Below are 18,263 nucleotides of genomic sequence, written 5' to 3'. Positions count from 1 at the left end.
GTCGTCCCAGGTATCACGGGGCGCCGAACCCGGTCAATGTCGTCAGTCCGATACAGGGTGAGCGTGCGCCGGCAGCGCCGCCGGGCGTTGCCGGTACCGGGCCAGGAGCGCCGCCCCGGCAGCCGCGCCAGCCGCCAGCGTGAGCGCATCCGTGGTGGAGGGCACATGCGAGAGCTCGAGCAGCTGCGCGGCCTCGAGGAGGACGCCGAGCCCGAGCGTCCACGCCCACGGAGCGCGGCGCCCCCCGGCTCCGAGGGCTGCGCCGAGAAAACCTCCGAGCAGGGCCTTCTTGCCCAGATCGAAGAGCGCGCCCTGGCTGCTCGCGAAGAAGTACGCGCCCAGGGGAATCCAGTCGACCCGCCGGAGCTTCGCCTGCAGGGTCCCCGGAGAGAGCACGAAGTCGAAGGGCGTCAGCTCCTCGTAGATCAGCAGCGACGCGGCGGCCACGATCAGGAGCGCGGGCGCGTGAGCGCGAACCCACCCCGCGCGCGCCAGCGGCTCGACCACCACGGCTCCCAGCAGAGCGCCGGCGCTGCCCAGGATCACGTGATCGAGGTTCGGCGATCGACCCACGACCAGGAGCGTGGCTCCCTCGAGGCCCACCGCGAGCCCGCTGGCGAGGAGCCAGATCCAGGCGCCTGCCCGGCCACTCGCCGCCGGCCGCAGCGCCGAGCGCGCGGCGACGGCAAGGGCCGCATAGGAAAGCCCCCGCTCGACGACGAGATCTCCCCAGAAGTGGCGAGTGAAGCTGGCCAGCGGAGCCCACTGGCCGCGCTTGAGGTTTCCCCAGCCCGTGGACACGTCCAGCGTCACCGCATACGGGTAGAGCGACTCCGCCGCCAGGGCCAGCGCGATCACCGCCACGAGGATGATGCCAGGACTCCGGCGCATGATCCCGGCAACCCGGCGCCCGAGGGCCTCGCTCCGCGCCCCGAGCAACACCAGCCCGGCCACCGCGCCGGCGAGTGCGCCTGCCACCTGCGCCCCCGCGTCGACGGCCGAGGCCGTCCGGCCTGGGGTGAAGACCTGGCCAGCCTCCACGGCAGCCGCGAACATCGCTTCGAGCAGCGCCACGCCGGCCAGGCGCGCGGGAAGTGACCCGCCCACCATCCTCCCTGCCACGAGGAGGAGGCCGACAGGCAGACCCAGCAAGACGTTGCTGGCGAGGTCGGGAATGGAGAAGGCGCGCTTCCCGCCGACGTCGAACAGGTGAAGCACGATCTTCGAGGCCTGCGCACCGATGAGGGCCGGATCGGTGGTGAAGTTGAAGGGGAAGAAGGACCCGTAGACGACGAACACGCAGTAGGCGAGCAGGACGAGCCGGGCCGGACGCACCCCCCGCTCGGCGGGGCGCCCGGGGTCACCCACGAGGCGACGCACCCTCGCCCGGCCCCTCGATGATGATCTCCCGGGGCTCGTCACCGAGCCCCGAGATCTTGACGATCAGGGCGGCGGGAGGCAGAAGCGGGAGCAGCTTGTCCGCCCACTCGATGATGGTGACCCCGTCGCCGTGGAACAGCTCCTCGACGCCAAGATCCAGAAGCTCGCCGAGGCTCTCGGTCCGGTAGGCGTCCAGATGGTGCACCGGCAGGCGGCCGCGGTAATGGTTCACCAGCACGAAGGTGGGGCTCGTGACGGGCGACGTGACGCCGAGCCCGGCGGCGAGCCCCTGGAGGAAGCAGGTCTTGCCCGCGCCCAGCTCGCCGATGCAGCCGACCACGGCGCCCGGCCCGAGCCTCTCCCCGAGGCGCGCCCCGATGGCCCGGGTCTCCTCCGGGGTCCGGGAGACCAAGGTCTCGGCGACCCTCATCGCGAGTCGTCGCGGCGCCCCCCGGCCCGCCGCCCGGCGGCTCCCGGCTGCCGAGCCGGCGGCGTCTCGGGTCGCAGCGTGCCAGGAATGGCTTCGATGATGTCTCCGGCGATGAGGCCCTCCTCTCCCCACCGGGCGCAGGCCAGGTCGCCCGCCAGCCCGTGCAGGTACACCGCCGACTGGAGCGCGGCGAGCGGATCCAGCCCCCGCGCCAGGAAGGCTCCCACCATGCCGGTGAGTACATCGCCCGATCCGCCCGTCGCCATCCCGGGGTTGCCCGTGGGATTGACGAAGACGTCCCCGTCCGGCGCGCCGATCACACTTCCCGCTCCCTTGAGTACGGCCCAGACCCGACGACGCGCACAGAAGACGCGGACCATCTCGATGCGGTCCGCCTGCACCTGGCTCACCGGGACCCCGAGCATGCGCGCCATCTCTCCCGGATGCGGGGTGAGGAGTCTGGGACCGGCGGCGCCCTCGAGCAGCTCGGACGCGCCGGCCAGGGCGGTGAGCCCGTCAGCATCCACCACCATGGGCTTCGGGAGCTCGCGCAGGAGCTCCCGGACCAGCGACTGGGTCTCCGGGTCGAGGGAGAGGCCGGGGCCGAGCGCCACGGCCTCGGTGCGGCCGGCCAGCTCGAGGATCCGCCCCTTGCTCTTGAGGGAGAGAGTCTGCGCAGCGGTCTCGGCAAGGGGCTCGGTCATGCTCTCCATGCCGAGCGACGCCACGATGGGCTGCTGCGAGGCAGGGGTGGCGACGGTGACGAGCCCCACCCCGCTCCTGAGCGCCGCTCGCCCGGCGAGGGCGGCCGCCCCGGTCTTCCCCACTGATCCCGCCACGATCAGGAGATGGCCGTAGCTGCCCTTGTGCGCGTCGCGACGGCGGGCGGGGAAGTGGCTCCTGATGTCGGCTTCCTCGAGGAGCCAGGTGCCGATCCCGCGGCCCACCTCGGCCTCCGGGATGCCGATGGGAATCACCGCCACCTCCCCAGCGTAGCCGGCGGCCGGATGCACGAGAAGCGCCCGCTTCCAGCCGGCGAAGGTGGCGGTGAAGCGGGCCCTGACCGTGGGGCCGGAGATCTCTGCGCCGTCTGCACTGAGCCCCGACGGCAGGTCCAGCGCCACCGCAGGCGCCCGGGAGTCGTTGATCGCCTCGATGACCGAGGCGGTGATGCCGCGTGCGGGCCCCTCGAGGCCTGTCCCCAGGAGCCCGTCGACGACGACGTCGGCCGCCCGGGCCGCATCCCCGACAGCGGCGGCCTGGGCCACGGTGACGATCTCCTCGACGCGCCCGCGCCATCGGCCGAGCGCCCGGGCTGCATCCCCTCTCACCTCCGCGCGTCGCCCGCACAGGAGCACCCTCACCCCGGCGCCCCGGGTCTTGAGGTGGCGGGCGACCACGAAGCCGTCGCCGCCGTTGTTCCCCTTCCCGCAGAGGACGAGCACGCCCTTGCCCCGGATGGGCGCGAAGCGCTCGGCGATCAGCCGGGCAGCCCCCGCGCCGGCCGCCTCCATGAGACGCGGCCCCGGGATGCCGAGCTGGCTCGTGGCCCGCAGGTCGAGAGCGCGCATCTCGGCCGCGGTGAACACCGGGAGCATGGCTACCTGCCGGGAGGCGCGAGGAGGCGGCCGGCCTGGGCGAGGAAATCCGCCAGCAGTGTGGTGTAGGCCTCCCGGTGCGTGGTGCGGATCGCCCGCGGCAGCTCGATGTGCAGCGCGCGCTCGGCCGTCTTGAGGACGCCCTCGTCCTTGGCCGCCGAGGCCGTGTAATGCAGCGGATCGAGCGGCTCCACGAGCACCTCGAGCCGGGGCAGCCCGTCTCGCCCCCGCACGTGGACATCGCGCACCAGCTCGAGGAGGCTCTTGAGCCGCCAGGCCTCGTCGCGCGTCACGCCGACCGTCGCGATCTCGATGCGCTGGGCGCTGCCCTGCCGGCCATTGCCGTGGAGCTCGACGTAGAGCCGCAACGGACCCTGGGACGCCGCTGCCACGTGAGCGCGGTAGGCGTCGAAGGTCTCCCGGGCGGCGGCGGTGTGTGCCTCGAGGCGAGGCGCTTCTCCCGGCACGCTCTCCGTGGGGCGGTTCACGTTGAGCCTGCGGCCGGCGACGTCGAGACGAGAGAAGCCCCGGACCACCACGGCGCTCCACCCCGTGAGGCGAGCCAGGTCGGCGCCGATGAGGTCCGTGGCGCTGTCGGAGCTGCCGTGGGGGGCTGCGATCACGAGGCCGGGACGGCCACGCTCGACGGCAAAGTTGCCCCCGACGGGCGCGGTCCCGGGAGCCGGAGGCTTCACGACAGGCTCGGGGATCAGCCCGGCACAACCCTGGAGGAGCAGGGCGAGGCTCAGCACGAGCCTACCCGCGCTCCGCCTCGCCATCCGGCTCCCCACCGACGAGCAGCACCTGGGCCAGGGCGTAGTCGCCATCGTGCGTCAGCGACAGGAGCGCCCGCCGGGCGCCCTTCGCGTGCGCCAGCGCCCGCGTGCGCCCCGACAGCACCAGGATTGGCGCCTGCCCCGGCTCCCGCCTCACCTCGAGCTCCTTCCACCTCACCCCCATGCGCAGGCCGGTGCCGAGCGCCTTGAGCCCGGCCTCCTTGGCGGCGAAGCGCGCGGCGAGGTGCGGGACCGGATCTCGCCGGCGCCGGCAGTACGCGATCTCCTCCTCCGTGAAGACGCGCTGGAGGAAGCGATCGTTCCAGCGCTCGATCACCTTGCGCATCCGCGGGATCCTGGCGAGGTCCACGCCGATGCCCTTGATGCTGGTCACTTATCTGCGCCCGATTTCCCGCTGGATCATCCCCGCCAGCTCGGCGGCCATGCGCTCGATCCGTGACTGGTCCTCGCCCTCTACCATCACCCGCAGCAACGCCTCGGTCCCTGAGTACCGCAGCAGGATGCGCCCGGAACCGTTCATCTCGCGGTCGTGCCCCTCGGCGCAGGCGGTGAGCCCTGGGATGTCCTCCAGCGGCCGCTTCTCCCTCACCGGCACGTTCAGCAGCACCTGGGGGAACTTGGTGAGGCACGTCGAGAGCGCGGACAGGGACTTGCCGGTCTCGCGCATGACGGTCAGGAGCTGCAGCGCCGAGACGATCGCGTCCCCCGTGGTCGCGTGATCCAGGAAGAGGAGGTGGCCGGACTGCTCCCCGCCCAGGTTCGCCCCGAGCCTCAGCATCTCCTCCAGGACGTAGCGGTCGCCGACCTGAGTCTTCACCGTTCGGATGCCGGCTTCGCCGAGCGCGCGGTCGAGCCCGAGGTTGGCCATCACGGTGGTCACCAGCACCTGGCCGCGGAGCCGCCCCTGCGCGGCCAGGTGGCGGGCGCAGATGGCCAGCGCGTAGTCACCGTCGCGGATCTCGCCGCGCTCGTCCACGGAGATGAGACGATCGCCGTCGCCGTCGAAGGCGACGCCAAGGTGGGCGCCCAGGGCGAGAACCTTCCTCCGCAGCGTCTCCGGATGCAGCGCCCCTGAGCCCAGGTTGATGTTGCGCCCGTCGGGCCGGGCGCCGAGCACCGTCACGCGGGCCCCGAGTCCGCGGAACACACGGGGTGCTACCCGGTAGGTGGCGCCGTGAGCGCAGTCCACCACGATGCTGAGCCCGGTGAGGTTTACCGGGCAGGTGCCAATGGCATAGCCCACGTAGTCCGCCTCGGCGCTGGCATGGGGCAAGTGGCGTCCGATGCTGGCCCCCGTGGGCTTGGGCGCCGCATCGGGCTGCCTCAGCCGGGACTCGATCTCGTCCTCCCAGGCGTCGGGGAACTTCGAGCCCTCGGAGGAGAAGATCTTGATGCCGTTGTCCTCGAAGGGGTTGTGCGAGGCCGAGAGCACCACCCCTCCGTGGGCTTCGAGGGCGCGGGTGAGATAGGCGATGGCGGGCGTGGGCAACACGCCGACCGCGTACACGTCGCCGCCAGCCGACAGAGCCCCCGAAACCAGTGCCCCCTCGAGCATGGGCCCGGACAGCCGCGTGTCCCGTCCGACCACCAAGCGCGCGTTCTCGACGCCGTGGTGCTCGAGGAGGGTGGCGACGAGCTGCCGCCCGAGACGGAAGGCCAGTTCGGTGGTGAGGGGCTCGGCATTGGCGACCCCCCTGATCCCATCGGTGCCGAAGAGGCGGCTCATGTCCGCTCCCGTCCGGGGAGGGTCGAGCGCCCTCCCGTGGAGTCACCGTTCCTCGTCCCGGCGCCGGTGACCTCGACGACGACCCGGACGCGTCGCTCGCCGACGATCCGGATCGAGCCCGCCGGTGCGGCGAGGGCCACCATCCGCTCGATCGTGGCCGTGGCGCCTGAGAGGTTCACGGGCTCCGTGGCGATCTCCGTCAGTCCGTTCACCTGCGAGGCGGGGCCTTCCACCTGCACGTCCGCCGGCGTGACGCTGACGCCGACGACCCGATAACCGTCCTGCAGACTGCCGGTCAGTCGCGGAACCACCGTGAGCCGGGAGGAGCGGGAGGCCTCGACGACGAACCGAACCCGCGAGGGGCTCACGCGCAGCACGGTGACACCGGCCGGGACGACGATCTGCTCGGGCAGCACGCGAAGCACCACCTCGCCCGGCCGCACGCCGGCCAGGCTCACACGCGCCCTCACCTGGTCGGGGCCGAGCCGTCCCAGGATGGCGCGCAGCCCGTGAAGCTGCACGTCCACGCTGTCGGGCCGCTCGCCGACCACCTGGACGCCCGGCGGGACGGCGTCGATCTCCAGGGGAGCTGCGACCACCACCTCCGCCTTCTCCGAGGTCGTCACGAACACCCAGAGGGCGGTGGCCACGGCCAGCGCGGCGACCTTGAGCTGCCAGTGTTGAAGGAGGGCCGTCATCTCCTCAGCCATCCCCGCGCCGGCACCCACCAGGGGGCGCGCCCGGGTGAGGGCCCCGGGGCCAGCGCGAACAGCTCTGCCAGCCGCTGACGGAGCTGCTCGCGGTCCAGCGGCGTCTCCATCTGGCGCCCCACCGCGAGCGAGATGCGCCCCGTTTCCTCCGACACCGCAAGGACCACGGCATCGGTCTCTTCCGACAGCCCCAGGGCCGCGCGGTGCCGCGTCCCCATGGCCCGTCCGAGCTGGGTGTTCCGGGACAGGGGCAGGAAGCACCCGGCAGCGACGGCACGGTTGTGGCGGATGAAAACGGCTCCGTCGTGGAGGGGAGAGTAGGGCAAGAACAAGCTCACGAGGAGGTCGGCCGACACCAGGGCATCCAGCGGGACGCCCAGCTCGGCGTAGTTCCTGAGCCCAGTGGTCCGCTCGAGCACCATGAGGGCCCCGATACGCTTGGCGGCCAGGGAGTCGGCGGCCTTCACCACATCGTCGATGACGTGGCTCTGCCGCTCCTGGCCGGCCCGGGTCATCCCCTGGAAGAGGGGGCTCCGCCCGATCTCCGCCAGCGCCCGCCGCAGCTCAGGCTGGAAGAGCACCACCAGGGCGAGCACCCACACCGACCAGAAGTTCTCGAGGATCCAGCTGGTGCTGAACAGCTCCAGCCGGCGAGCCAGGAAGGAAGCCACCATGAGCCCGCCCAGCCCTGCCAGCATCTGAAGCGCCCGCGTGCCGCGGAGCATGACGAGCACGCGGTGCAGGACCACAGCCACGAGGAGGATGTCCACCGCGTCGCGCACCCGGAAGGACTGGAGCAGAGCCCACACGGGCCTACGCCCCTTCCCCGGCCTGCCGGATGGCCAGTGCGACCTTGACGGCCTGCACGGTCTCGGCCACGTCGTGGGAGCGGATCATGTGCGCTCCGCCGAGCACGGCCGCCGCCGCGGCGGCCAGCGATCCCGGGAGGCGGCGCGCCGGATCAGCCTCACCCGCCAGGGCGCCGATGAAGGACTTCCGCGACACTCCCACACAGACCGGCCGGCCCAGGTCTCTCAGGTGGCGCAGAGTGGCCAGCACCTGGCAATCCCACTCGTGCCACGGGATGCCGCGGCGCCTGAAGAAACCGATCCCGGGATCCACGACGATCCCGTCCCCTGGCACCCCCGCCTGGGCGGCGATCGCCAGGCTCTCCCGGAGCAGGGCCAGCACCGTGTCCGCCGGCGACAGCCCTTCGTGGCCGTCCCGCTCCGAGGCCATGACGATGAGCCCGGCTCCGGCCTCGGCCACGGCCCGAGCCACCCCGGGGTCGCCGGCGAGCCCGCGCACGTCGTTGACGACGCGAGCGCCGGCCTTGAGCGCCGCCCGGGCAGGCGCCCTCCGGCTCGTGTCGGCCGACACGGGGACGTCGAACTTCCCGACGAGCAGCTGGACGGCCGAGGTCAGGCGGTCGGTCTCCTCGGCCTCCGAGATCTCCCCCTGCCGGTACGGCGCCGTGGACATGGCCCCCACGTCGAGGAGGGCGGCCCCCGCGCCTGTCATCTCCTCGGCGAGGCGCAGGAGGTGGTCGCCCGAGCGGGCCACGGAAGCCCCGTAGAACGAGTCGCGGCTCACGTTGATCGCCCCCATGACTGCCACGTCGAGGCCGTCGCCGACCCTCACCCCCGCCAGACATGCCCGGTTTGCCGCGGCTCCCACGCAGACAAAAATACCATTCCCTCCCTCACCGCCGCCGCCCGAAATGGCGGGACGCCGGGCGCCGGCCGGGGCGGGGGCCCTCCCCGCAGAACACGCTGAGTCGCAACCCTCGGCGACATCTCGTCCGACCGAGAACGTGGCGGGGCGACCGTGAGCGAACCGGAGCGACGCGGGCCGGCCCGGCTCAGGCGGGAGCGGGCGCGGGGGCTTCCTGGAACGGCCGCGCCCGCAAGATCCGGGCGATCTCCTCGCCGTCGAGCGACTCGCGCTCCAGGAGGGCGCGGGCGAGGGCATGGAGCTTCTCGAGGTTGTCCTCGAGCATCTGCCGGGCGCGAGAGGCGCAGTCCGTGACGATGCGCTTGATCTCGGAGTCGATCAGGATGGCCGTGTCCTCGCTGTAATCCTTGGGGCGGGACATCTCGCGCCCGAGGAAGATGTGCTCCTCGCTCTTGCCGAACGTGAGCGGGCCCATCTTGTCGGACATGCCCCACTCGCAGACCATCTTGCGGGCCATCTCCGTGGCCTTCTCGAGGTCGTCGCCGGCGCCGGTCGTCTGCTGCTGGAAGACGACCTCCTCGGCGGCCCGGCCGCCCAGCAGGATCGTGATCCGGTTGACGAGGTACTCCTTCGAGTAGTTGTACTTGTCGTCGGTGGGCAGCTGCTGCGTCAGTCCCAGCGCCCGGCCGCGCGGGATGATCGTCACCTTGTGGAGCGGATCGGCTCCCGGCAGCAGGTCGGCCACCAGGGCATGCCCGGCCTCGTGGTAGGCGATGGTCTTCTTCTCGGACTCCGAGATGATCATGGACCGGCGCTCCACACCCATGAGCACCTTGTCCTTGGCGTTCTCGAAGTCGATCATCTCGACAGTCTTCTTGTCCTGGCGGGCGGCGAGGAGGGCGGCCTCGTTCACCAGGTTGGCGAGGTCGGCGCCCGAGAAGCCGGGCGTGCCGCGCGCCAGCACCTTGAGGTCCACGTTGGGCGTCAGCGGGATGCGGCGGGCGTGGACTCGCAGGATCTCCTCGCGGCCCTTGACGTCCGGGCGCGCCACGACCACCTGGCGATCGAAGCGGCCGGGGCGGAGCAGCGCCGGGTCCAGCACGTCGGGGCGGTTCGTGGCGGCGATGAGGATCACGCCTTCGTTGGTCTCGAAGCCATCCATCTCGACGAGGAGCTGGTTGAGCGTCTGCTCGCGCTCGTCGTGGCCGCCGCCAAGGCCCGCGCCACGGTGGCGCCCCACCGCGTCGATCTCGTCCATGAAGATGATGCAGGGGGCGTGCTTCTTGCCCTGCTCGAAGAGGTCGCGGACGCGCGAGGCGCCGACGCCGACGAACATCTCGACGAAGTCCGAGCCCGAGATGGAGAAGAAGGGCACGTTGGCCTCACCGGCGATGGCCTTGGCCAGGAGCGTCTTGCCGGTGCCGGGCGGCCCCACCAGGAGCACGCCCTTCGGGATCTTGCCGCCGAGCTTCTGGAACTTCGGCGGATCCTTCAGGAACTCGATGATCTCCCGCAGCTCTTCCTTCGCTTCCTCCACGCCCGCCACGTCCTGGAAGGTGATCTTGTTCTGCTTCTCCGAGATGAGCCGGGCGCGCGCCTTGCCGAAGGAGAGCGCCTTGGCGCCGCCCCCCTGCATCTGGCGCATGAAGAAGACCCACACGCCGATGAAGAGCAGCATCGGCACCCACTGCAGGAAGATGGCGAAGTACGACGGGTTACCGTCCACCGGCTTGACGCTGATGCGGACGCCCCGGTCCTTGAGCACCTTCACGAGGTCGGGGTAGTCAGCCGTGATGGTGCGGAAGGGCTCGCCGTTGGTGAGCTTGCCGCTCACGGCATTGCCCCGCAGCGTGACCTCGCGCACCTCTCCCGCCTCGACCTTCTTGAGGAAGTCGGAGAAGACGACCTCGTCGCGGGGAGACTCCTTGGCCTGGAACAGGTTGAACAGGAGGATGACGATCAGGCCGATGACCATCCACAGCGCGAGGTTCTTGTAAAACGGGTTCATCGTGCAAAAAGTATAGCATACGGCCCCCGGGGGGGCCGGTCAGCCGGACGCTCCCGCCTCGAGCACGTGGATGTCGGGCAAGCCGCGATAGAGCCCTCCGAGATCGAAGCCGTAGCCGACCACGAAGCGGTCCGGGATCACGAAGCCCACGTAGTCGAGCTTCACGTCCACTTCCCGCCGCCCGACCTTGTCCAGCAGCACGCAGACGGACAGGCTCTTCGGCCGGCGGGTGGCAAAGTTGCGCTGGAGGTAGTCGAGGGTCCGTCCGGAATCGACGATGTCCTCCACCAGGATCACGTCCCGGCCCTCGATGGACACGGACAGATCGGCAGTGAGACGGACGGCGCCAGACGACCGGGCGCTCGCCCCGTACGAGGAGAGCCCCATGAAGTCGATCGCAATGGGAGCGCCGATGGCGCGGATCAGGTCGGCCATGAAGATCACCGCACCCTTGAGCACGCTCACGAGGAGCGGGTTCCTGCCGGCCAGGTCGTGGCCGATGGCCCGCCCCAGCTCGCTCGTGCGGGCGGCGATCTCCTCGCGCGGGATGAGGATGCGGCCCACCCGATGCGGCATGCTGACGCCGGCCCCACCGGCTCAGTTGGCGGTCACGTAGGTGGCCAGCGCCCGTTCCGCGCGCAGCCGCTCGGCCATCTGCTCGGCGTCGCTGCGCGTCTTGAACCACCCCACGCGGACCCGGTGGCGCGGCTGGCCATCCTCCGCCGTCAGGGCGGTGATCTCGGCCGGGAACCCGGCGCCGCTGAGCGCCCGCTGCACGGCGTCGGCCTGCTTGCGGTTCTTGAAGGCCCCCACCTGTACCGTCCACACGGTGCCGGTGGCCGGGGAAGCTCGACCGGGGCCCTCGACCCGGCTCCCGCCGGGCTCGCCCGGCGCGGTGACGGGCCTCGCCACGCCCTCCGCCTTGGGCGAAGCATCGGCCGCAGGCCCGGCCTCCGGCCTGGGTCTGGCCTCCGGCCTGCCCTTCTCCTCGGACTTGCCCTTGGCGTGGGAGTTGGTGGGGCCCAGCGGCGCGGTGAGGGTCTGATAGAACGTGAGCTTCTCGGAAAGGCCCCTGGGCCGCTCCGCCTCCATCTCCCCCAGACCGCCCCGCCGCACCGGCACCGCGCCCTTCCTGGCGGCATCCGGGGTCGCGGCCTGGGACGCCGGGCGCGTCCACTGCCGGCCCACGAGCATGCCGAGCGTGAAGGTGAGGGCGAGAATCACCACCGCGGCCACCCCGAACCCTGCGCGCTGGAAGAACCCTGGGCCGCCGCCTGCTCCGTTACGAGTCATAGGGTCGCCTCATTCCCTTGCCTCCACCTCCGCTCGGCTCGCCTCCGGCTGCGCCTCGCCCCCTCGCTCCGCTCGGGGGACCTCCACCTCCGCTCGGCTCGCCTCCGGCTGCGCCTCGCCAAACATTACATGCTCTGGGGGGCGGAGACGCCGAGGAGGCCGAGGCCGCTGCGCACGACCTGGCCCACGGCGGCGCAGAGGCCGAGCCGTGCCAGACTGAGGGGCCTGTCCTCCGTGAGGATCCGGTGCGCCTTGTAGTAGGGGTGGAAGGCCCCCGCCAGCTCGCCGAGGTAGTAGGCAACCCGGTGTGGCTCGCGCGCACGGGCGGCGCCGGCCACCAGCTCGGGGTACTGGAGCAGGCGCTTGATGATCGCCTGCTCCTCGGGCAGCACGAGGCGGCCGAAATCCACCTCGCTCCACGGCGGCACCCCGACGCCCTGCTGGGCCGCGGTCCTGAACAGGCTCGTGACCCGCGCGTGGGCGTACTGGACGTAGAACACCGGGTTGTCGGCACTCTGGCGCGTGGCGACGGCCAGATCGAACTCCAGCGGGCTGTCGTGGCGCCGGGTGAGGAAGGTGAAGCGGGCGGCGTCCCGGCCCACCTCCTCGAGCAATTCCTCCATGAGCACGAACTCCCCTCGCCGCTTGGACATGCGGACCGGCTGGCCGTCGCGGAGGAGCGTCACGAGCTGGACGATGAGGACGTCGAAGGTCGCCTCGGGATGGCCGAGGGCCTTCATCGCGGCCCGGAGCCGCGGGATGTAACCGTGATGGTCGGGGCCCAGGAGATCGATCACGCAATCGACGCCCGCGAACTTGCCGAAGTGGTGGAAGCCGATGTCCACGGCGAAGTAGGTGAGGTCTCCGTCCGACTTCCTGAGGACCCGGTCCTTGTCGTCCCCGAGGGCGGTGGAGCGGAACCAGAGCGCGCCCTCGTCCTCGAAGAGGAAGCCCGCGGCGCGGAGCTCCTCGATGGCCCGCTCGGGCAGGCCGGCGGCGCGCACATCGCTGGTCTCGCGGGCCCAGCGGTCGAAGGTCGTGCCGTACGCCTCGAGGACACGCTGCTGGCCGGCGACCATGGCCTCGACCGCCATCCGGCCCAGCCGGTCGAGGCGCTCGCCGGCCGGCAGCGCCAGCACCGCGCGGGCGCCGGCCGGGTCGCGCGCGAGATAGTCCCGGGCGAGGTCCACGAGGTACTCGCCGGGATAGGCGTTCTCGGGCAGCTCGGCGGGCTCGCCCAGCGCCTCGCGCAGCCGCACCTCCACGGAGGCGGCGAGGGCCTGGAACTGCGTCCCCGCGTCGTTGACGTAGTACTGGCACTCCACGCCGGCGCCCTGCGAGCGGAGGATGCGCGCCAGGGCATCGCCCACCGCGGCCGCGCGCGCGTTGACGATGACCAGCGGCCCCGTGGGATTGGCCGAAACGAACTCGATGCGGTAGCGGCGACCCGTCTCCTGTTCGCCCTTGCCATAGTCCGGGAGCAGGAGGATGTCTCGAAGCTCATCGGCCCAGGAGGCCGGCTTCAGAACGACGTTGATGAAGCCTGGGCCGGCGACCACCGCGCTCGCCACCTGCGGAAGGGATTCCAGTTCTTCCGTGACGACGACGGTGACCCCCTCGGTCGGCACGCCGTGCTCACGGGCGTAGATCATGGCGGACGGGGTGGCGTAGTCGGCGTGATGTACCCCTCGAGGCACCTGCCAGATGACATCCGCGGGCGGCACCAGGTTCTTCTTCTCGAGGGCTCGCTTGAACGCCTGTGTGAGCAGTTCCGTGACCTTCAGTTCAGTCTCCTCACGTGCAGATACAAATCGCCGCCCATGGCGGCGATGGCTCATGATACCGCCCGCCCGCAGCGCCCGCGAACAAATTACCGGCGCGCGCGGGGGGTTCTCGGGTCAGGCTGAGAGCCCGAGGAGGCGCAGGAGGCGGGGCAGGCCGATGGCGGCCTCGAGCGCGTCGGCGAGAATCTCGTAGGCGGTCTCGCGCCGGGCGCGGTGATCCTCCGCTGTACTGGCTGGCACCGCCTGGCTTCCGCGTGCCCAGGCCGCCAGCCTCGCGCGCGAGGCCGCCGATTGAAGGGCAGCGCCCTGATGCCGTGCCGCATCAGCAGCCGGCAGAGCCCCGCCACGAGCACGGTCTTGCCCGCATGCGAGCCCGTGGCCTGGAGCATGAGCGCCGGCGGGCGATGCCTCATGACAGCACGGCCAGCGCGAGGGCGGCCGCCGCGAGCCAGAGCCCGCAAGCCCAGCGGGCGACGGCAAGCCCTCGCTCGATCGCGCGGACATCCGGCGCGGGGCCCGCGCCGAGCCGGTAGTGGCCGGGCTTGGCGAGCGTGACGCCGAGGGCGCCCGCCATGGCGGCCATGGTGCGTCCCGCATTGGGGCTGGCGGTGAGCCCGCCGTCTCTTCTCAGCGTCGCCCAGGCTGGCCGGGCGGACTGCCCGGCGCACCACGCCCCCGCGACCAGCGCCGCTGCCGCGAGCCGCGCCGGGATCAGGTTGAGGAGGTCGTCCAGGCGCGCGGCCGCCTTCCCGAGGTGCTCGAGGCGGCCGTCCCGGTAGCCGATCATCGCGTCAGCCGTGTTCACGGCGCGGTAGGCCCATGCGGCCGGCACCCCGCCCACGAGGAAGAGACAGAGGGGCGCCACCACGCTGTCGGTGAGGTTCTCTGCGAGTGACTCGATGGCGGCCGAGGCGGCAGCGCCCTCGTCGAGCGACCCGGTCGGGCGGCTCACCAGATGGAGGGCCAGCGCCCGTCGGGCTTCCGCCAGGTCGCCGCGGGCCAGGGCCCGCCGCACCTCGTCCACCGCCGCGAAGAGGCGCCTCACCGAGAAGGTGTACTTGAGGAGGCAGGCGGCCACCAGGGTTTGGAGCCACGCCCACCGTCCGGCCCATCCCGCGGCGATCCCGGCTGCGAGGGCGGCCGCCCCCGCCACGCCGGCGACGAGGAGGGCCCCGTGGAGCCGGAGCAGCCACGGCGGGCCCGGCGGGGCCAGGCGCGCGCCGGCACCGAGGAGGCGCCCGGCCCACGCCACCGGGTGCCAGCGGCTCGGCGGCTCTCCCAGCATCAGATCCAGCGCCACCGCCAGCAGCAGCACCGTCATGGCGGCAGGATCAGCGCAGCTCGAAGACCAGCGGGAGCTTGACCCTGAGGGGGCGGGCGGGCAGCGTCTCGGGAAGCGGCAGCGGCGCCATCTCTCGCACCGTCTCCAGCGCCGCCTCGTCCAGCATGGCATGGGACGAGGAGGACGCCACCTCCACCTTCTCGACCTTGCCGGCCGCGTCGATCAGCACGTCGAGCTCCACCGCGCCCGAGAGCCCCCGTCGCCTCGCGGCCAGGGGGAAGACGAGCGCGTCCTGGACCCGCTGCCGGAAGCGAGCGAGATACGGGCCGTACTCGGGTGGAACGCCACCCCGCCCGTCACCCGACCCCACGAGCGCGACCCGCGAGCCCCCGCTCAGTCCGAGACCCCGGCTCCCGTCGCGCCCGCCCCCCGATGCCCACGCGGCCGGGCTCCCCGCCGCGCCCGGGCCCGCGCTCGCCGCGCCACCATGCCCCGCGGCGGCGAGAGCGCCTGGACCCGATGGAGCCGCCGCCGTCGGGCCACCAGGAACCGCATCTCTCGTCCCCGATGCCGAGTGCTCCCGGGCACCGTCCTCCAAGGGCGCGGCCGGGGGGCGCTCGAGCGCGACGCCATGGCGCTCCGGAGGCTGCTCCGCGGTGGCGCTCCCTTCCCGGGCCCGCGAGGGCGCGGATTCGGAGGCGTCGCCAGGATCCTGGCTGTGGAGCCGGGGCCTCGGCGCCCCGCTCATGGAAGCGTCGGCGGCGGTCTCGACGGACGGGGGCCCTGGGGAACGCGCCCAGCGCATCCCCTTCATCCTCCGCGCGGGCCCCCCATCGGAGCCCAGGCGCAACGGGGGGGCGGCCACGGCCGGCCGCACCGTGACGGCCTCCCACGCAGAGAGGTGCACCACCAGGACCGGGCGGAAGCCCGCCTTCACCGCCACCAGGGCCAGCAGCGCCAGTACGGCGGCATGGAGCCCCGCCGAACCCAGCAGCAGCGCCGCCCGGCGCACGCTCATGGATTCCGCTCCCTCCAGCCACGGACACCCTCTCCGAGCGCCTGCCTCGCGGCGCGGGCGATGACCCACCCGAGGGGGCTGGCAGGCCCGCCGAAGCGCGCGCGAGGCCCCCGGCCCGTCGCGGCGATCACGACAGCGTCGGTCGAGGTGCCCGTGGCGGGGCCGCCGTCACCGTCGCGGATCCCACCTTCCATCAGGAGCAACGCCTTCACCTCGGTGACGGTGATCACGGCGTTGACGAGGGCGGCGGGCTCCGGGTCGGCCTCGACGATGACGATGGTGTTGATGGTGGAGGGCGCCCAGCCGAGCGTCGCGCTCCGGCCGGCGGCGATACGATTGCTGAGCCCGACGGTGGTGACGGCCACGGCCGCGAAGCCCCCGCCCGAGGCCTCGCCCACCGTGGCCTGCTCCGTCCAGGCCGAGGTGAGGAGGCCCACGTAGGGCTCGGGGACGGCCGCGCGCCGCGCGAAGTCCGCCACCATCGCTCCCGGGTCCGCGCAGGGATCGTCCTTGGGCACGTGCAGGTTGACGATGGCGCGGGCCTGAGCGAGCCCACCGCCCACGACCGCGGAGGAGAGCGCCCGCAGCGGCAGCTCCGCGCAAATCACGACCGCCTCCGGCCCGATCTCCACGGCGAGTCCCTGGATCATCCGCGCTGCCTCAGAAGCGCACCCGCGCGCCCACGAGGGCCTGGGTGCCCAGGGCCGGGAAGCCGCGGACCTCCGCATACCCTTCGTCGAGGAGGTTCTGCACCCGCGCCGTGATCTCCACGGCCTGCAGCCACCCGTAGCGGTCCAGCACCCGGTAGGTCCCGCCCACGTCCACGCGGGTGTGGCCGCGGTTGTAGCCCACCGTCTCGTCCTCGAACTGGCGCGAGGAGGTGTGGACCTGGGTGAAGAGCGACAGCCCCGCCAGGGGCTCCCAGGTCAGCCCCACGTGCCAGCGGTGGCGCGGCTCGCGGGCCAGCGGCCGGTTGCTCCCGGAGGTCTCCGAGTCGGTGTAGGTGTAGTTGACGGAGCCGACGAGGTTCTTGAGGAGATCCGCCTCGGCCATCGCCTCGATGCCCGACGTTCGCGCGCGGGCCAGGTTGACCACGGCCACGAAGGGGGGCGCCGGGAGCGTCACGAACCGGATGAGGTTGTCGAAGTCGTTGTGGAAGTAGGTGAGGCCGAGCCGGATCCGTTCCTGCCAGAGCTTCTGGTCGGCGCCCACCTCCCAGGAGAAGCTCGTCTCCGGCTCGAGCGCCGGGTTGGAGAAGCCCGGGAAGAAGAGGTCGTTGAGCGTGGGGGCGCGGAAGCCCGAGCCCGCGCCGCCGCGCAGCCGCGTGCCCCAGCCCTTGATCAGGTAGGCCAGCGAGCCGCGCTCGGTGGTCTCGGTGCCGAAGACGCTGTGGTCCTCCACGCGGAAGCCGCCCGTGAGGAAGAGCCGGCCGAAGAAGCGGAGCTGCTCCTCGAAGAAGAGGGCCTGCGTGTGCGTCCGCGAGCGGAACACGCCCTTGTTCTCCCCTTCCTCGTGGCGGTACTCGAGCCCCACCGTGCTCGTGCTCCACTTTCCCAGGTGGAAGGCGTTGATCCACTCCGCCTCCCTGCGCTCGACGTTGATCTGCGAGAACGTGGGGATGTCGAAGGCATAGCCCGGGTCCACAGCGTCCTGGAAGCCCAAGCTGTTCTCGTAGCGGGAGATGCGCCCGCGGCTCTCCCACCAGGGCACGGGTCGCGTCTTCCCCTCGAGACTCAGCACGAGCGTCTCGCTCTGCTGCTGCTGGTTGACGTCGATCAGCGGCTCCACGGGCAGCGGGCCGCAGCAGACGAACTTCACGGGCAGATCCGTGTCGGTCCGGTTCCAGCGGGCCACGAAGGCGAGCTGGCTGTCCCAGGGCAGCGCCACCCCCAGCCGACCGGAGAGCGCGCGCTCCTCCGAGCCGTCGTTCTTGAACTGGCCGTTGCTCTCGAGATGCGAGCCGGCAAAGGCGTAGTCGAGGATCTGCCACTGCCCGCCGCCGGAGACCCGCGAGCGGAGCGTGTCGTAGTTGCCCACCTCCTGCTGCACGGAGCCGCTGAAGGGGCCCTTCCCGCGCCTGGTGATGATGTTGACGACGCCGCCGATGGCGTCGGCGCCGTAGAGGGCCGACTGGGGCCCCCGGAGGATCTCGATGCGCTCGATGAGGTCCGGGGAGATGTCCGACAGCTCAGCTTGCCCCGTGGTCGGGCTCTTGACGCGCACGCCGTCCACGAGCACCTGCACCTGGTTGGCCGTCGCCCCCCGGATGGAGAGGCTGGTGGTCTTGCCGAAGCTGCCGGAGCGGCGGATCTCGAGGCCGGGGACGCTGCGAAGCGCCTCGTCCACCGTCGCGTAGTGGTAAGTCCTGAAGTCCTCCTCCGTCACCACCGTCACCGCGGCCCCGACCTCGGCCGCCGGCGTCTCGATCCTGGTCGCCGTCACCACCACGGGGTCAACCCTCTTGCTCTCCTGCGCCGTCGCTGGCGGGGGGACCACCGCGAGCAGCAGTCCCGCGACGACCCAGCCCCTGATCCGTGCGTCCCTTGCCATGACCACTCCTCTT

The 18,263-nt window shown here is 72.0% G+C and carries 17 protein-coding genes; all 17 read right to left on the bottom strand.

The window, feature by feature from the left end; genetic code table 11:
- Window positions 1-42: 42 nt before the first annotated feature.
- The 17 genes from HYV93_09365 to HYV93_09285 all read right to left on the bottom strand — a co-directional run bounded on the left by HYV93_09365 (window position 43) and on the right by HYV93_09285 (window position 18,250).
- On the bottom strand, window positions 43-1,368 hold the full coding sequence (locus tag HYV93_09365) for a VanZ family protein (protein ID MBI2526178.1): 1,326 nt from the start codon (window positions 1,366-1,368) through the stop codon (window positions 43-45).
- Window positions 1,361-1,810, bottom strand: coding sequence for a tRNA (adenosine(37)-N6)-threonylcarbamoyltransferase complex ATPase subunit type 1 TsaE (gene tsaE / locus HYV93_09360; protein MBI2526177.1), 450 nt, complete (start codon window positions 1,808-1,810; stop codon window positions 1,361-1,363). The genes HYV93_09365 and tsaE overlap by 8 nt, the downstream gene beginning before the upstream one ends.
- On the bottom strand, window positions 1,807-3,408 hold the full coding sequence (locus HYV93_09355; GenBank protein ID MBI2526176.1) for an NAD(P)H-hydrate dehydratase: 1,602 nt from the start codon (window positions 3,406-3,408) through the stop codon (window positions 1,807-1,809). Before HYV93_09355 ends, tsaE begins: the two co-directional genes overlap by 4 nt.
- 2 nt (window positions 3,409-3,410) lie before the next feature.
- Window positions 3,411-4,187 (bottom strand): hypothetical protein, encoded by a 777-nt coding sequence (locus tag HYV93_09350; protein ID MBI2526175.1) that lies wholly within the window; start codon window positions 4,185-4,187, stop codon window positions 3,411-3,413.
- On the bottom strand, window positions 4,165-4,578 hold the full coding sequence (gene acpS / locus HYV93_09345; protein MBI2526174.1) for a holo-ACP synthase: 414 nt from the start codon (window positions 4,576-4,578) through the stop codon (window positions 4,165-4,167). Before acpS ends, HYV93_09350 begins: the two co-directional genes overlap by 23 nt.
- Window positions 4,579-5,931 carry a phosphoglucosamine mutase gene (locus HYV93_09340; protein MBI2526173.1) on the bottom strand — a complete coding sequence of 451 codons (1,353 nt, stop codon included), beginning with the start codon at window positions 5,929-5,931 and terminating at the stop codon, window positions 4,579-4,581. It abuts the gene before it with no gap.
- Window positions 5,928-6,629, bottom strand: a complete 702-nt coding sequence (locus HYV93_09335) for a YbbR-like domain-containing protein (GenBank protein MBI2526172.1) — start codon at window positions 6,627-6,629, stop codon at window positions 5,928-5,930. The genes HYV93_09340 and HYV93_09335 overlap by 4 nt, the downstream gene beginning before the upstream one ends.
- Window positions 6,626-7,450 (bottom strand): TIGR00159 family protein, encoded by an 825-nt coding sequence (locus HYV93_09330; protein MBI2526171.1) that lies wholly within the window; start codon window positions 7,448-7,450, stop codon window positions 6,626-6,628. Before HYV93_09330 ends, HYV93_09335 begins: the two co-directional genes overlap by 4 nt.
- 4 nt (window positions 7,451-7,454) lie before the next feature.
- Window positions 7,455-8,282 (bottom strand): dihydropteroate synthase, encoded by an 828-nt coding sequence (gene folP / locus HYV93_09325; GenBank protein MBI2526170.1) that lies wholly within the window; start codon window positions 8,280-8,282, stop codon window positions 7,455-7,457.
- 220 nt (window positions 8,283-8,502) lie between these two features.
- Window positions 8,503-10,323: an ATP-dependent metallopeptidase FtsH/Yme1/Tma family protein gene (locus tag HYV93_09320; GenBank protein ID MBI2526169.1), complete on the bottom strand. Its 1,821-nt coding sequence runs from the start codon at window positions 10,321-10,323 to the stop codon at window positions 8,503-8,505.
- A gap of 39 nt (window positions 10,324-10,362) precedes the next feature.
- Window positions 10,363-10,899 carry a hypoxanthine phosphoribosyltransferase gene (gene hpt, locus HYV93_09315; protein ID MBI2526168.1) on the bottom strand — a complete coding sequence of 179 codons (537 nt, stop codon included), beginning with the start codon at window positions 10,897-10,899 and terminating at the stop codon, window positions 10,363-10,365.
- Window positions 10,900-10,920: 21 nt separating this feature from the next.
- Window positions 10,921-11,616 (bottom strand): SPOR domain-containing protein, encoded by a 696-nt coding sequence (locus HYV93_09310; protein ID MBI2526167.1) that lies wholly within the window; start codon window positions 11,614-11,616, stop codon window positions 10,921-10,923.
- 125 nt (window positions 11,617-11,741) lie between these two features.
- A complete protein-coding gene (locus HYV93_09305) occupies window positions 11,742-13,454 on the bottom strand; it encodes an arginine--tRNA ligase (GenBank protein MBI2526166.1) in 1,713 nt (570 codons plus the stop codon).
- A gap of 355 nt (window positions 13,455-13,809) precedes the next feature.
- Window positions 13,810-14,721, bottom strand: a complete 912-nt coding sequence (gene cobD, locus HYV93_09300; GenBank protein MBI2526165.1) for a cobalamin biosynthesis protein CobD — start codon at window positions 14,719-14,721, stop codon at window positions 13,810-13,812.
- 10 nt (window positions 14,722-14,731) lie between these two features.
- Window positions 14,732-15,700 carry an energy transducer TonB gene (locus HYV93_09295; GenBank protein ID MBI2526164.1) on the bottom strand — a complete coding sequence of 323 codons (969 nt, stop codon included), beginning with the start codon at window positions 15,698-15,700 and terminating at the stop codon, window positions 14,732-14,734.
- Complete coding sequence (locus HYV93_09290; GenBank protein MBI2526163.1) at window positions 15,697-16,350, bottom strand: adenosylcobinamide amidohydrolase; 654 nt, start codon at window positions 16,348-16,350, stop codon at window positions 15,697-15,699. The genes HYV93_09295 and HYV93_09290 overlap by 4 nt, the downstream gene beginning before the upstream one ends.
- Window positions 16,351-16,360: 10 nt before the next feature.
- Window positions 16,361-18,250: a TonB-dependent receptor gene (locus tag HYV93_09285; protein ID MBI2526162.1), complete on the bottom strand. Its 1,890-nt coding sequence runs from the start codon at window positions 18,248-18,250 to the stop codon at window positions 16,361-16,363.
- Window positions 18,251-18,263: the final 13 nt, after the last annotated feature.

It is taken from the genome of Candidatus Rokuibacteriota bacterium (assembly GCA_016188005.1).
Taxonomy (GTDB): Bacteria; Methylomirabilota; Methylomirabilia; order Rokubacteriales; family CSP1-6; genus UBA12499.
The sequence above is the reverse complement of the archived record's forward strand: the minus strand, read 5'-3'. Positions and strand labels throughout refer to the sequence as shown.

Coding starts and splice junctions, on each gene's coding strand:
- HYV93_09305 (MBI2526166.1), bottom strand. CDS start 13,454: ATGAGCCATCGCCGCCATGGGCGGCGATTTGTATCTGCACGTGAGGAG.
- HYV93_09355 (MBI2526176.1), bottom strand. CDS start 3,408: ATGCTCCCGGTGTTCACCGCGGCCGAGATGCGCGCTCTCGACCTGCGG.
- HYV93_09310 (MBI2526167.1), bottom strand. CDS start 11,616: ATGACTCGTAACGGAGCAGGCGGCGGCCCAGGGTTCTTCCAGCGCGCA.
- HYV93_09350 (MBI2526175.1), bottom strand. CDS start 4,187: ATGGCGAGGCGGAGCGCGGGTAGGCTCGTGCTGAGCCTCGCCCTGCTC.
- HYV93_09340 (MBI2526173.1), bottom strand. CDS start 5,931: ATGAGCCGCCTCTTCGGCACCGATGGGATCAGGGGGGTCGCCAATGCC.
- HYV93_09290 (MBI2526163.1), bottom strand. CDS start 16,350: ATGATCCAGGGACTCGCCGTGGAGATCGGGCCGGAGGCGGTCGTGATT.
- hpt (MBI2526168.1), bottom strand. CDS start 10,899: ATGCCGCATCGGGTGGGCCGCATCCTCATCCCGCGCGAGGAGATCGCC.
- HYV93_09285 (MBI2526162.1), bottom strand. CDS start 18,250: ATGGCAAGGGACGCACGGATCAGGGGCTGGGTCGTCGCGGGACTGCTG.
- tsaE (MBI2526177.1), bottom strand. CDS start 1,810: ATGAGGGTCGCCGAGACCTTGGTCTCCCGGACCCCGGAGGAGACCCGG.
- cobD (MBI2526165.1), bottom strand. CDS start 14,721: ATGACGGTGCTGCTGCTGGCGGTGGCGCTGGATCTGATGCTGGGAGAG.
- HYV93_09320 (MBI2526169.1), bottom strand. CDS start 10,323: ATGAACCCGTTTTACAAGAACCTCGCGCTGTGGATGGTCATCGGCCTG.
- HYV93_09335 (MBI2526172.1), bottom strand. CDS start 6,629: ATGACGGCCCTCCTTCAACACTGGCAGCTCAAGGTCGCCGCGCTGGCC.
- HYV93_09295 (MBI2526164.1), bottom strand. CDS start 15,700: ATGAGCGTGCGCCGGGCGGCGCTGCTGCTGGGTTCGGCGGGGCTCCAT.